Raw genomic sequence first — 14,379 nt, forward strand, 5'->3', positions numbered from 1 at the left:
TTTTTAGTATTTCATTATGCTCTTCAAGGCGAGCCAACTTCTTTTTCAATTCCCGAATTTCTATTTGCTCAGGGGTCATAGGAGAAGCTTTCGGTGTTTTCCCTTGGCGCTCTCCTCTAAGTTGGCGAACCCATTTATCCATCGTGGATTTACCCACATTCATGGCTTGGGCTGCTTCAGTCACTGAGTAGTTCTGGTCTAGGACTAACTGCGCTGCTTCTAACTTAAATTCTGCGCTAAATAGTCGTCTTGTGCGTTTTGTCATAGTGTCACCTGTTAACTTATGAGGTGATGATATCACCTCTAACTAAGTGACCAAATTCACTATGCCACTACAGTAAGAGAGCGTTAACCACTTCTGAGCGGCAACGAATTATTGATATTTGCGGGAGCCCTAGACGCAACTCAGGACGTTATGAGCGAGCTTACTACTTTGAAAGTCTTGATAGATTCTTTGATGTCTATGGAGAGTTTGTTGAGAGCCGCTACCGTAATAATCTGTTAACTCAATTACGGAGCAAAGAGGTACAAAGTAAGTTACTAGCTAGCTTCGATATATTTGAAAATGGTAGGTTCAACGATAAGGGATATATCGAGCTTTCAGATATCGATAAGTTGATTCGATCCAATGAAGCAGACGAAGTTTTTGAGCGATACAGCTCATGGCTAAGAGAGGAGGATGGAGCAAGACAACCAAAAATGGAGTTCATGGACTCAGATGTGGTTTTGGATGATAAAAAGGCCTTCCATTTACTCTATCAACTGTGGTTTCTTGTGCAAAGCGAAACGAGTTTTTACCTATGTAATGAAGAGCCTCATAACATTGCTCAGCTCAGCCACTGTGAAGACATCATAATGACTGGTGAAAAAGTACTGTTAATGAGTAATGAAGGTGAGCTTCGACCCGTAAATGAGCCAGTTTTAGATAAATTTGGTTCTCTTAACCGTTACCCCGATTCATTGAAACCAGAGATTTGGCAAGCCGTACGTGTTGAGTTCTACCTTAGCGAGGAAATGAATTACCACCTATTCATCCAACTCTCACCTAAACGTAACATATCTACCTACCTAGATGTTGAGAAGTATGGGGACAATGCTGCTTATATGGATGAATTGTTCCAGATAGCCGAAGTAGACTCTGAGGACCTTTTGATTGTGATCGAAAACCTCAATGCATCGGCACTTTGGTCGAGTGTCGAGAAGGTGCGTAAATGGTGTGCGTTACCTTCAGACTCAAACTACAAACTGAAGCAGAGAATTGCGAAATTTGGTGGCTATGTCCCTGGAGCTCGTGTTCTTGTTTAATTATCTGCTTATTGAAAGAGTCCATCACTAAATAGTGAATGGGCTCTCTGTGTAGTGGCTAAGCTAAGTGAATCTGGCCTCTACATTAGAGGCTTTGCCATACGTCAAGTAATCCGCTAAATGCTAATTTAGCTATGCATGTAACATAGAGTTGTCCAAAAATGAGTTAGCCCTTAGGTCAATTTAAAGACAATCAGCTGCGAATGAGCACTTTACTCGTAGCTACCTTCTTCTTCAGTTTCATCTAAATCCATCTCTGCCTCAACCAACTCCGCTAACTCATCAACATGCGCAGTATAAGCATCTAACCCTTCGAGTAGCTCTTGTTCGGTATAAGTCTTTTTATCCATTTTTGTAGCCTCACCAGTAAGCGATTTAATAGGAAGTATATCACTGATATGGGATTTACTCTGAAGCTTGACAGGGGCTCTGTGAGGCTCTTTCAGATATGTTCTAGAGCGAAAGAATAAAGTAGGGGGAGTGGGGCTGCGATTTGAGTAGTAGTGAAAATGGGTCTAAGATAGATGAGAGAGAAACTACTGTATAAGTCCACTATTCGTCCACACTTAATCCACCCAGAAATGATGTGGTTATTGTCGGTTCACGTAAAGTGGCGAAGTTTCAGTAAGTTGAAGAGAATTGAGAGCGTTTTTGAGGGCTCAAAAACGGTGAAACCCCGATGTTGGTAGCATCGGGGTTTCGAATTTCTAGACTTCTCGGTTGGTAATTCCGATTATCTTATATGCAAAAGGCTGGATTTTATCCGAATAATTCCTGGTAGGAATTAGATACGGATGAAGTCCATGTGCTCAACTTTTGGCTTGAACGCGTGACGTTGAACGTCTTGTGGCTTAACTTTAACTTCAGCGCCGTCAATTACTAGAACGATACCTTCGTAGAACTCAGGCTTGTCCATTTGGTTGATAACGTCATCGTGCTTAAGAACGATAGATACTGGCGCAGCTTCACCACCGTAAACGATAGCAGGGAATTTACCAGCGTGACGTAGGCGGCGGCTCGCACCTTTACCTAGTTCAGTACGTACTACTGCTTCAAATTTCATAGTATGACTCTCTAAAAATACAAATTGATTTATACGTCCGCAATGCGACCTCGCGGACATTGAACGCTCAAGAGAAATTGGTAGTAACTCCATAAGCGAGCGCGGATACTAACATTCTCTCTCTTTTGCCGCAACTCAAAATCCTCTAATCCCTTTGTTTTAAGGCGATGCACTATCAATTGGTTAAGTCTAAAGCACTGTCTGTATTACGCTCTGATAATAGAAATCTTGCCTATGAGTAAAATGCTGCCTGAAAGTAGGCAAAACCTTGCTTGATTTTAGCGGTTCATGCGCTGGATATCAGCAATAGGCACAAGTTGTTTGTTGGCGCTATCTTTGCAACATCGCGTAGATTCACTAAATGGTCTCGTGAGTTGCGAGCAAAGAAAGGAAGCGTTATGCCAACACTGCATTACCGGATAAAAATTGAAGGGCTAGACGATGATTCGCTGGTAGTTCGACAGTTTTCAGGTACTGAGTCGTTATCTTCGACGCGTTTAGAATCTGGCCAAGAGTGCTGTGGTTATCGTTTCAACATTGATTTAGCCAGCCGACGTCATACTCTTCATCAAGATGATGTTGTTGATCAAAATGTACAGCTCGAGCTGTATCGTAATAATGTTCGCGAGCGAGTTGTACATGGCGTGGTAAGAAGCTTTACCAAAGGCGATACTGGCCATCATCATACCTTTTACTCGATTGTTCTTGTTCCCGCTCTTGAGCGTTTGTCGTTACGACATAATAGCCGCATATTCCAATCGCAGACGGTGCCAGAAATCGTCTCTATCCTTTTGCAAGAGATGGGAATTTCAGATTACGGCTTTGCACTAAAGAAAGAGTATGCAACTCGAGAATACTGTGTGCAGTACAGAGAGACAGATTTGGCGTTTATTCATCGTCTGTTGGCCGAAGAGGGCATCACGTACTACTTCCAGCATGAAGATAACAAGCATAATGTTGTTTTTTGTGATGCCACTGAGTGTCTAATCGAGTATCAGACACCGATTCCTTATAATGCAGTTTCTGGTGGCTCTGCAGATATTGCGCATGTTTTTGGCTTGGCAGAAACCAAACGTGTACAGGTAAGTCACGTTCAAACCGGCGACTACAGTTTTAAAAAGCCAGCTTATCGCTTTTTACAAGATCAACAAGCATCGCAAGTTGAATATCAAAACAGTCACCTTTACGAGCACTTTGATTTTCCGGGACGTTACAAACAAGAGTTAGTCGGTGCTGCGATTAGTCGTACTCGTTTAGAATATTTACGCAGGATGGCGCATTCAGCGGTTGCTCAGAGTAACCATTTACAAATGCAAGCCGGGCTCAAGTTTCAACTTGAAGATCAATTAGAAAACTTTTCTACTAACCTGTGGCAAGTGATTAATCTTGTCGTGACCGGAACCCAACCTCAAGCTCTTGAAGAAGAGGGAGGTAATGGTGCCACAACGTACCAAAATGAACTTATTTTGATTCCAGCCAATACTATTTGGCAAGCAGAGCCGCAAGCGAAACCTAAAGTCGATGGTGCTTGTGTTGCCCTAGTCGTTGGCCCAGAAGCTGAAGAAATCTATTGTGATGAATATGGGCGAGTGAAGCTACATTTCCCTTGGGATCGTTACTCAAATGGCGACGAGTATAGTTCTTGCTGGGTAAGGGTTTCTCAAGGTTGGGCGGGTTCTCAGTATGGAATGGTTGCGTTGCCAAGAGTGGGGCAAGAGGTCATCGTCTCTTTCTTAAATGGCGATCCAGATCAGCCGATTGTTACTGGCCGAACTTACAATGCAACCAACGCCTTGCCTTATCCGTTGCCAGACAACAAGAGCAAAACGGTGATTCGAACTGAGTCACACCAAGGAAGTGGTTTTAATGAACTGAGCTTTGAAGACCAAGTCAACCAAGAGAAAATCTACTTGCATGCACAAAAAGACTTTCAAGCTGAAGTTCTCAATGACGCAAAAACCCATATCCGCAATGACCTCCATGTTCAAATTGATAATGATCAGTTTGACTCAATCACTAACAACTATCATGCAGTGACACAAGCTGAATCAAGGCTGACCGTTGTAGGCTCAAACACGGAAATAGTCGAGAGTAACCTTGAGCAAAAAATTGGCACCTTATTCGCAGCCGAGGCGGGGCGCGAAATTTCATTCAAGAGTGGCGCCAAAATCGTTGTAGAGGCTGGGGCTGAAATTACCCTCAAGGCCGGTGGCAGTTTCGTCAAAGTTGATGGCGGTGGTGTTCATTTAGTTGGTCCTGCGATCAATCTAAACTCTGGAGGCAGTGCAAGTTCAGGCAGCGTCTATAGTGGCAGCGAGCCAATACTACCGATTGATGTAGAGTCGCCGCCAGTTCCTGAAGTTGCAAAAACCATCCGTTACCAATCTCTTTTACAAGCTGAAGAGTCAAGTATTCCAGCGGTGAAAATGTGTCCATTAGCAGGTGATGTTTGATGTTAGCCGCTTATTTACCGTGGAGTGACAGTAACGCCTATTGGTTAGTCGATAGCAAAACGCATCGTCTTGCTGTGAAAGCGCTTGGTTTCGGGTTTGATGAGGCGGTACCACTCTTCTTTGGAGAGAGTTTTGCGCCAGCGATGGACTTATCACCTTGGTTGATCCCCGTAACCGAGCAAGTCACGTCATTGGATGATGTTGTATTGGATCTAGGTATCCTATTACGAAGTGAAAGGCCAGTTGATGAGGTGATTGATCACCTACGCAGCCTTTTAATCGCATCGTTAGACGGTGAAGAAGTCATGTTTCGCTATTACGATAAAAAGGTCCTTCTCGCGATGCTTCAAGCCATGGATGAAAGTGAACGTTATGCATTTATGGGCAATATCGACACTATGATACTCGCAGAGCAAGAAGTTCATGAGTTTAAAAATAACGCGAGTAAGCCTTTTGAGCTCAATGTGGACGTTTGGTGGCGTCTATTGCCGCATCATATGGATGCGCTCTACGACGTTCAAAACCATGCAAAAATTCTTGAAAGACGTCTGTGGGAACTGATACCCAATGCGTTAGCGCAATTCGATAGTCCATCCAATGTGATCATTCATGCGCTTGAAAGTGCTATTGAACGCAACTATGAAAAGTCGCAGCTAGAGTCGTGCGTGATCATTGAAGTGGCTAAACAAGCGAATCTACACCTTTCAGAACTATCAATGCCCCTTCGTTTAACATTTGATGAGCTTAAAGCATTACAAAGCATTAAGGAGACTTGGTCGTGAGTAGTGAAACAGGAACCAGTCCTTACTGCTATCCGTGTGAAAACAGTAATCACTGGATTGAAATCCTTGTTCGGGATGAGTTCAATCAGCCCTTTTCAGGCGTGAGTGGCGTTTTAACTGACGGCGCTGGTAATGAATTTCCAATATCACTAGGTGAAGCCCCAATTTTATTGGAAGAGCTCGCAGCGGGTGTTGCCACTCTTAAGCTAGACAGTCAATCTTGGTTGATTGAAGCCCAAGGTGACAAGCGCACACCGAATTCAGAAGCCAATCCGACAAAAGAGTTCGCCAGTGAATATCAGGGACATCAAGATTCTACACCAAAATACGTCGAGATAACCGCCGGAGATGTAACCGAACTTGCGGAAGGGGAAGTTCTGCCTTCTCGCCATCAAAAAGGTAAAGCAGACAGCTTAAAGTTGGTAGTAGATAATAGTTATGTACTGCAAGTACGCGGCTTTAACTTTATTACTCTCCGTGTAGGGATGTTCTTTGATGGAACCGGTAACAATACGTACAGCGCCCAGTGGGGTAAAAAGCAGTTAGAGAAATACTATACCAAGTGGCGTAACAAGCACATTGTACATAAAGATAAACCAGTCACTGAGTGGCCGGATGAGATGTTCGAATACCCTGACGACGAAAAGTTTCATTTTTTCTGGGAAGAGGACTTTGTCGTAGACGGAAGTGCAGCAAATGAACTGACGAACATCCAGAAGTTACATGATTTGTATTTGAGGGACGAATACCTAAAAGAAAGCCGAACATTTGTTCATCCAGAATATGTTACAGGTATAGGTACAGGGAACGAAGTTGATAATACTCAGCCCTCAGACGAATCCGTTGTGCCAGGACAGGCATTTGGAACGGGTGACTATGGCGTAGTAGCAAAAGTTGATACTGGTATAAGTGCACTGTGCGATAACCTCAATCAGATTCGTCAATCTCAAGCTTATGTGGAAGCTATGGCTGATGGCATATCTAAATTGGAACTCGATGTTTTTGGGTTTAGTCGAGGTGCGGCAGCAGCGAGGCACTTTAGTAATGATGTAGTGGATGGTGAGAAAGGAACATTTGCGACTAAATTTACTCAGGCTTGTAAAGCAAACTCAATCGATATGAAAGCGGGATTTGATTGGGGGGATAATGAATCGTGTTGCATTAAGTTTGTTGGTCTGTTTGATACTGTTGCCGCTATTTTTGACCCATGGAGCGGCGATTTTACCCCACACAATGATAACAATGGTGACATAAGGCTTTGGCTCGACCCTGAACGGATTGACAAAGTAGTTCACATGACCGCGCATAAGAAAACCGAGTATCGATATAACTTCTGTTTAAATAAAGTCAATCCGAATGGAAAGTTTGATGAGTATGTTGTTCCTGGTGCTCATTCTGATCTTGGTGGCGGCTACCAGTCCACACTGGCCTATGACACACTCGCCGGACAAAGCCAAGGCCGATACAAACTACCACTACTAGAGAAAAAACCGATTAAAAGATTGCGTCGAAATGTCAATCGTTGGAACTACGATAAGGTCAAAGCTTCACTAGATGAAAGGTTCAAAAAAGTTATCGACCATGAGTTGTGTTTAGGTTGGAATGCAAATGATTATATCATTGACTACAAGACAGTTGCCCGAGGGGGCAACGATCAAACTTACTTGGAAGGGACACTTCACAACAAGCGAGTTGTAGAAGGGGACTTATCGCGTTTATATCTGCGTGTTATGTTTGGTCTTGCTGAAAATGCGGAAGTTCCTCTGGATGATCAACAAGGTAAAGTTTGGGATGAGCAAGGAGACAGCTATTACTCGGTTCCAAAAATAATAGGTGGATATGAATTTGGCGAGCTCTGTGAAAAAGCGTTATCTGCAGCCAAGAGTGGGAAGATGTTAAGTGCGCTAAACGTGAAGAGTGTTGAAGAAGTAAAAGATAGCGCTATTATGTCGAGTTTTATGAAAGCGAATTTGATTCATCACTCTGCTGATTGTTCTATAGCCAATAAACCGCACAAATCTGGAGATACCTTTGTTCGTGAAATATTTGAATGCAAAAAGGAAAGCTAAGATGAAACAATTAATGGCGACAATGCTGCTCATAGCGCCAGTCGCTTCCAATGCATTTGCAAAAGTACCTAGCGTTCCAGAAGACATGCCTAAATGGCGCATTGGTTATGCCATGTCTTCATTGTATCCAGCAAAGGTGACTAAAGCTTATGGTGTTAATAATGAAGCTGATTGGACGTCATTAATTCACAACGATCTACAATTTATTCGTAGAACAGAATTGGATAGAATTTTAGGTAAGCTACCAAACTATAATGGCTTTGGTATTCCGCTAGGTTCGGCCGTTGGGATCTTTCCTCAGGTAGCAGGGACCAAAACACTACCAGACAGCGTATTTATATATTGGGCATCAATAAGTAATGCAAGATTCTTTGTGACTAAATTTGACTTAACAAAAGAGGTTAAATCATTGATGGTTACAAAAAGGCAAATGACTACATGGGATGGTGCTGTCCTAGATTGCTATCAAAATGACATTGTTTTTGGATTTTTGCCCAATGGAAACACTAAGGTTTGGTTAGATGGCTGCGGCGAGTATAAATACGTAACAGAACTAATGCCAGATGCTGAGCTTGAAGCAGACTCGCGTGGTAACAATGCCGAAATTTACAAAGCTAACTATGGCGCACGAATTACTAAAAGAACAGAAGAAGTAGGTGAGACTTTAGACCCAATCCCATGGGACAAAGTGAACAAAGTGTACTTCAGCGAAAAAATCAAACAAGTAAACTGATGTGTTGTAGCCGGTTACTCATCGGGTTGCCGAAAGTGGTGATAGTGCAAAAATTATTGTCTAGCGTGTTGGTGATGTTGCCGATGGCCTCTTATGCATTTACAAAAGTACCGAGTGTTCCTGAAGATATGCCTAAATGGCGTATTGGATATGCTATGTCTTCGTTGTATCCGGCAAAAATAACCGAAGCTTATGGAGTGAATGAGGAAAAGGATTGGACATCGTTTGTTCACAACGATATGCACTATATGCGCAGAACAGAGTTGAGTAGGATAAGGCAAGATATAGCTGATTATGATGGTTTTGGTCTAGTTCTAGGGACACCTGTAACTAAGATTGGTCAGGTCGCTGGCACCCAAACATTACCGGACAGTATCTACATTTACTGGGCTTCCATTTCAAACCAAAGATTTTTCACGACTAAATGGGATTTGTCACCCAATATCAAGACGGTGATGAGTACCAAAGAAACGTACACCAGATGGGATGGTGTTGTGAGAGATTGCTATCGCACCGATATGATTTTTGGTTTTTTGCCCAACGGGAACAGTAAAGTTTGGTTGCGTGGTTGTGGTGAATATAAATACATCACCGAGATAACACCAGATGCTGAGCTTGATGCTGATACTTTTGGCAATAACGCTGAAATTTATAAAGCGAACTACAGCGATAGAATTGCTGAAAGAGCTAAACAAGCGGGTGTGTCGATAGATCCCATCCCTTGGGACAAAGTCAATAAAGTCTACTCAGACATCAACTAGTTAAGTTCATTTAGTTAATCAGAGTCTCGGCAGTGCTTTTCGTGGTTAGGCGGAAGCTTCAATGATAGAGTGACTTTTAGTCCACCTAAGTGACTCGTAGAAAGCGACAGCTTACCACGGTAACTATGAGCCATTTCGCTGACAATATTGAGGCCAAGACCGCTGCCGGGTGTTGTTTCATCTAACCTGACACCGCGCTGCGTGACTTGATTAACATCCTCGTTAGGAATTCCCGGTCCATCATCTTCAATAATAATATTAATGTCGCCGATTTCACCGGGCTCGGAGTAAACACGAATAATCGTATTCGACCACTTGTAGGCGTTCTCAAGTAGGTTGCCGACCATTTCATCTAGGTCGGTTTGCTCTACAGCGACATCGATTTCAGAATCTAACTCGTTAACCAAAGTGATTTGACGGTTCGCATAGAGCTTGTCAAATGCCATCGAAATCGCATCGACCCTTGATGCTACGTTGCTACGCACGGAAAGAATATTCTTCGATCCTGCCATGCGGGCTCGGCCAAGATGATAATCAATCTGGCTTTGAATTTGTTCGACAGAAGGCAGTAAGTGCTGTTGAGTATTAGAGTCCAAGTTATTGATTTCGTTTTTGAGTACCGAAAGGGGCGTTTTTAATGCATGGGATAAGTTACCACCATGATGCCGAGCGCGTTCGAGTAACTCTTGATAGTGGAACAGTAGCGCATTGAGATCAGAGACGACGGGCGAGACTTCTTTCGGATAGTCTTGGTCAAGGCGTGTTTTATCTCCGCTGCGCAGTTGAGCCAACTCTTTTTGCATTTTGGTCAATGGACTCAGCGACCACTGAACTTGCAACATGATGACGAGAAGTACGCCAAAATAGAGTAGCGCAAGAATGACCCACAACTGACTCATAAGGTCGCGCACCGTATCTTTAATCGGTTGCTCATCGATACCAATTAGTACTTGAATTGGCCCTTTGTAATCGGGGTAATAGAGATTCGTTTTGACGAAAATTAGTGTCTCACCGCGCGCGCCGAGCATCTCTTTAGCGTTACGTTCAGACACCATGGTTTTATCCCACAATGAGCGCGAACGCAGTAAATCAGAGTCAGTCTGAGCAGACCAATAAAGCCCGCTGTAAGGTCGATTAAAACGCGGATCAGAAAGCGCATTAGCCAGTGTGATATTGCCGGTTTCATCCGCCTCAATCGACGCGGATATTTCGTCGATAAATAGATTTAATTGTCCTTTAGTGTCATCGACCATGTAGTTGAGTACTTGGTTCGGGACACTGATTCCAGCAGCAAAAACCATCGCGGTTAGCCACACAATGGCAGCCAGTACTAAGCGACTTTTAAGGCTCAGGCGCTTGAGAGTTGGACGTATTTTATTTGGCATTCAATTGATACCCTAAACCGCGGACAGTCTTTATTACTTTAGGGGCGATTTTTTTTCGGATTCGGCCAATGAAGACTTCAATTGTATTTGAGTCACGATCGAAATCTTGTTTATAGATATGCTCGACGAGCTCAGTGCGTGAAATGACTTTTTCTGGGTTATGCATAAAATAGGCAACAACTTTATATTCCAAGGCGGTTAAGCTTACCGCTTGTCCTTGCCACATTACTTTTGACGTACGAGTATCTAGGCTCAAGTTGCCGACTTGTAGAATAGGTGAAGCACTGCCTGAAGCGCGGCGCAGTTGAGCACGAATACGAGCGGTGAGTTCGACCATCTCAAATGGCTTGGTAAGGTAGTCATCGGCGCCAGCATTGAGACCTTCAACGCGCTGAGTCAAGGTGTCACGGGCGCTCAAAATAATCACTGGGGTATTGATGTTTTCATCGCGAATGCCATTTAATACAGTTAAACCATCCAGTTTTGGTAACCCAAGATCTAATACAATCGCGTCCCACTCTTCAGATGTCGCGCGGTATAAAGCATCAATGCCGTCTTGGGCAAGTTCTGGCACCCAGCCCGTCTGTTCCAGTGACTCAATAATTTGTTGGCCTAAACGTGGGTCATCTTCAACAACAAGAATTTTCATAAGCGTTAGTCTTCTGTATTTTTAAGTGCTTGTCTGATGTTTCTGCCTTTAATTTGCAGCATTTCCAACGTCTGGGCGTTGTATTCAACTTTCAGAATGTTGTTATTGTGGTTTAGTTTTAGCTCGTAAATCCACATATCATCATCCTCTTCAAGTTCAACCTGAATAATTCGACCATGCAAGTCGCGCTCAACCACGGCGTACATTTCAGAAAATGGCTGAATATAGCCTTTTTTTACGGCGTCGTAGACTTCGTCTTGGTCCTCATCGAATTCAATACGAGTGCCCGGTTTGTGGACGTCTTGAACTAATGCATGACCATCATAGTCGTCGTGATCTTTTGCTATCGTAGGCCAAGCGAACAGTGTACATACCATCAAGACTATAAAATGTGTAATTGGACGTTTAGACACAATGGTACCCCTTTAAAGTTTCTCAATATGAGTATATGGACTCAAATATGAACGCCAAGTGAATTATCGATTACTGGGTTAACTCATCGGCGAAGATTTTGTCGCGCATTTTCCAAAATCGGCCAGATTTTCTGGCAATAACAAATTGTGGCGGTCGAAAGCGGTGTTGATTGTTCACCACTTTAGTTGGTGAAGCGTCTTCAAATGGGCGGTGTTTGTCAGCAAGATGAGGACGAACAAACTGATCTTTAAAGCGCTGTTTCTGATTTTTAGTTGTGAGTGACCAAAATTCGCTGACTTTAGCCTGATTTTCGCCGATATAACAAACCTTAAGACTACTTTTTCCCTTGTCATCTTTATGCACGGTTAAATCCATCTCGATGCACTCGAAAACCAAGGCATCTTTTAGATTTAATGCCTCTTTAAGCTTTTTGTCAGGGTCGACTAAGGTTGCGTCACATTCATGACATATACGCGCGGCAATGTCATTGTCTGCGCCACATTCACCGCAGTATTTGGCGCGAAAACGGTAGTTGCAATGCTCACGCTCTCCCGTTTCATCGTCTTCGAGAAAGCCCTGACATTTACGACCAAAGTGTTCGATAAGAAAACCGTTGCTATCAAGCTTGCCCCAAAAGTTATTATTGAACCCGCAAGCAGGGCAGGGAATGGTAATGATTTCGCTGTCAGAATCGGGTTTGGGATCGCCAACTTCAGGCTGATAAAGATCGTAACTGTTACCCGCATAATCAAGCACTAAACACTCTTTTTTTCCGGGAGATAACCGTAATCCACGCCCAACAATTTGCTGATAGAGGCTAATTGATTCGGTTGGGCGTAAAATAGCAATGAGATCAACGTGGGGGGCGTCAAACCCAGTCGTCAGTACTGAGACGTTAACCAGAAACTTAATCTGACGCTGTTTGAATTGGTCAATAATGCTATCGCGTTCGGGTGTCGGGGTATCACCGATAACAATGGCTGTTTGGCCGCTGGGTAAAAGCTGATAAATCTCTTGAGCGTGCCTGACGGTAGCGGCAAAAATCATCACACCTTGTTTCTCTTTAGCCATGCTAATGATCTGCTCAACAATTTGCGGGGTGGCTCGCTTGGCCTTGTCGATCACCATGTCGAGTTCTGCCTCTTTGTAGCGTCCTGTGCTTGCAGGTTTAAGCTGCGAGAAATCGTAACTTAACACGGGAGTATCCATCATTTTCGCGGGCGTCAGGAACTGTTCGTCAAGCAGGTAACGAATCGGCAGTTCAAAAATGCAATCTTTAAAAAACCGAGGTTCTTCACTACGCACTAAGCCGCGTGTGTGGTATTGGTAAATCCATCCCATGCCTAAGCGATAAGGGGTGGCCGTTAAACCGAGTACTTTGATGCCAGGGTTCTGTTCGCTGAGATGCTGAATGACTTTCTGGTAACTGGTGTTTTTGTCATCGGGAACGCGGTGGCACTCATCAATCACCAGCAATGAGAATTGATTTTTGAACTGTTCAAGGTTACGAACGACCGATTGAACCGAGGCAAAGACCACTTGTTGATCGGTCTCTTTGCGGCCAAGTCCAGCCGAGAAAATGGCCCCTTTAAGATCATACCCTTCGTATTTTGCGTGGTTTTGTTCCACCAATTCTTTGACGTGGGCGAGAACAAGCACGCGTCCTTTGGCTAGCCGGGCGAGTTCTGCAATCACTAAGCTTTTGCCCGCTCCGGTAGGAAGCACCAATACCGCAGGTGTCGAGTGTTTACGAAAGTAATGGATGACAGCTTTGACAGAGTCAGCTTGGTATGGGCGAAGTGTATACATAAATTGTGTGAAATAGCTCAACTATTTGGTCCAGTCGCACTATAATACCTCACCTAAGAAAGATGAGGTATTCATGCGTTTAGATAAATATCTATGCGACGCACTTGGTGCGACGCGAAAAGAAGCAACAAAAATCCTTAAAAGTGGTGAAGTCACGGTGAACGACGTCGTGCAAAAAAGTGGGGCGTTCAAAGTGACCGATGACTGCTGCGTAGAGTGGCAGGGCAGAGAAATTCACAAACTGGGTCCGCGCTATATCATGTTATTTAAACCAGATGGTTTTGTGTGCTCGCATGAAGATGGCTTCAATCAAACGGCATTTATGTTGCTAGATGAAGTGAAAATGGACGAACTTCACTTTGCTGGACGATTAGACGTTGATACCACAGGTTTGGTTTTAATTACCGATGATGGTCAATGGTCACACCGTATTACATCACCAAAACACAAGTGTGAGAAAACCTACCGTGTTTGGCTTGTTGACCCGATATTAGATGATTACGTCGAAAAATTTGCCGAAGGCATTCAACTGCGGAGCGAAAAAGATCTGACGCTTCCTGCCAAGCTTGAGATTGTGGATCGTGAAGAGAACCAAGTATTACTGACCATTACCGAAGGTAAGTACCATCAAGTGAAGCGTATGTTCGCGGCATTGGGCAATAAGGTCGAGCATTTACACCGAGAGCGAATTGGTGCTATCGAATTATGTGATTCTCTAGAGCCTGGTGAATATCGCTACCTCACTCAAGATGAAATCGACTCTGTTTGGAAATAATTCTAGGTTTAGGAAATGGTTTATTTCCAAATAGGAACTAGTCTTTTTGCTTTAAATGTTTGAGGATAGAACGCTCAAATATCTTTTTTAGGTGTCGATCGTCATGTGTCTTCGCGATGAAGATACACGGCACCGTGATTCCATTCTGTTTGGTTGTAGCAAGGAGGCTGCACCTAATCCA

The 14,379-nt window shown here is 43.6% G+C and carries 14 protein-coding genes; 7 read left to right on the top strand and 7 right to left on the bottom strand.

Annotation, left to right across the window (positions count from 1 at the left end; all coding sequences use genetic code 11):
* A partial coding sequence (locus BS19_RS08235) for an IS3 family transposase (RefSeq protein WP_038174553.1) occupies positions 1–265 on the bottom strand: 265 nt, incomplete at its 3' end.
* Positions 266–708: 443 nt separating this feature from the next.
* On the opposite strand from BS19_RS08235, the gene BS19_RS08240 reads away from it, so the two are divergent.
* Positions 709–1,305 (top strand): hypothetical protein, encoded by a 597-nt coding sequence (locus tag BS19_RS08240; RefSeq protein ID WP_157631156.1) that lies wholly within the window; start codon positions 709–711, stop codon positions 1,303–1,305.
* A gap of 212 nt (positions 1,306–1,517) precedes the next feature.
* Here the strand turns inward: BS19_RS08240 and BS19_RS20385 are convergent, their stop codons facing one another.
* Positions 1,518–1,655, bottom strand: a complete 138-nt coding sequence (locus tag BS19_RS20385) for a hypothetical protein (RefSeq protein WP_169739008.1) — start codon at positions 1,653–1,655, stop codon at positions 1,518–1,520.
* 434 nt (positions 1,656–2,089) lie between these two features.
* Positions 2,090–2,368 (bottom strand): 50S ribosomal protein L25, encoded by a 279-nt coding sequence (gene rplY / locus BS19_RS08245; protein WP_038174579.1) that lies wholly within the window; start codon positions 2,366–2,368, stop codon positions 2,090–2,092.
* A 398-nt stretch (positions 2,369–2,766) separates the two neighbouring features.
* Between rplY and BS19_RS08250 the strand changes: the two genes are divergently transcribed.
* From BS19_RS08250 to BS19_RS08270, 5 genes are read left to right on the top strand one after another with little or no spacing between them, the layout of a single operon-like run.
* Positions 2,767–4,821, top strand: a complete 2,055-nt coding sequence (locus BS19_RS08250; protein ID WP_038174580.1) for a type VI secretion system Vgr family protein — start codon at positions 2,767–2,769, stop codon at positions 4,819–4,821.
* On the top strand, positions 4,821–5,603 hold the full coding sequence (locus BS19_RS08255; RefSeq protein ID WP_038174581.1) for a DUF4123 domain-containing protein: 783 nt from the start codon (positions 4,821–4,823) through the stop codon (positions 5,601–5,603). Before BS19_RS08250 ends, BS19_RS08255 begins: the two co-directional genes overlap by 1 nt.
* Entirely contained in the window at positions 5,600–7,672 is a 2,073-nt protein-coding gene (locus BS19_RS08260; RefSeq protein ID WP_038174582.1) for a DUF2235 domain-containing protein, read from the top strand. The genes BS19_RS08255 and BS19_RS08260 overlap by 4 nt, the downstream gene beginning before the upstream one ends.
* A gap of 1 nt (position 7,673) precedes the next feature.
* The gene (locus BS19_RS08265) at positions 7,674–8,405 is read left to right on the top strand and encodes a DUF2931 family protein (protein ID WP_038174583.1); all 732 of its coding nucleotides are present in this window, start codon (positions 7,674–7,676) and stop codon (positions 8,403–8,405) included.
* Positions 8,351–9,166: a DUF2931 family protein gene (locus BS19_RS08270; protein ID WP_245609263.1), complete on the top strand. Its 816-nt coding sequence runs from the start codon at positions 8,351–8,353 to the stop codon at positions 9,164–9,166. The genes BS19_RS08265 and BS19_RS08270 overlap by 55 nt, the downstream gene beginning before the upstream one ends.
* Positions 9,167–9,180: 14 nt before the next feature.
* Here BS19_RS08270 and BS19_RS08275 read toward each other — a convergent pair whose 3' ends face one another.
* The 4 genes from BS19_RS08275 to radD form a co-directional block, all read right to left on the bottom strand.
* A complete protein-coding gene (locus BS19_RS08275; protein ID WP_038174584.1) occupies positions 9,181–10,551 on the bottom strand; it encodes an ATP-binding protein in 1,371 nt (456 codons plus the stop codon).
* Positions 10,541–11,200 carry a response regulator transcription factor gene (locus BS19_RS08280; RefSeq protein ID WP_038174585.1) on the bottom strand — a complete coding sequence of 220 codons (660 nt, stop codon included), beginning with the start codon at positions 11,198–11,200 and terminating at the stop codon, positions 10,541–10,543. The genes BS19_RS08275 and BS19_RS08280 overlap by 11 nt, the downstream gene beginning before the upstream one ends.
* A 5-nt stretch (positions 11,201–11,205) precedes the next feature.
* Entirely contained in the window at positions 11,206–11,577 is a 372-nt protein-coding gene (locus BS19_RS08285) for a PepSY domain-containing protein (protein ID WP_100752410.1), read from the bottom strand.
* 106 nt (positions 11,578–11,683) lie between these two features.
* Entirely contained in the window at positions 11,684–13,423 is a 1,740-nt protein-coding gene (radD, locus tag BS19_RS08290) for a DNA repair helicase RadD (protein WP_038174588.1), read from the bottom strand.
* Between the two features lie 73 nt (positions 13,424–13,496).
* Here radD and rsuA point away from each other — a divergent pair, with 73 nt between their 5' ends.
* A complete protein-coding gene (rsuA, locus tag BS19_RS08295; protein ID WP_038174589.1) occupies positions 13,497–14,198 on the top strand; it encodes a 16S rRNA pseudouridine(516) synthase RsuA in 702 nt (233 codons plus the stop codon).
* The last annotated feature ends 181 nt before the right edge of the window (positions 14,199–14,379 follow it).

Source organism: Vibrio pacinii DSM 19139 (genome assembly GCF_000711795.1).
Taxonomy (GTDB): Bacteria; Pseudomonadota; Gammaproteobacteria; order Enterobacterales; family Vibrionaceae; genus Vibrio; species Vibrio pacinii.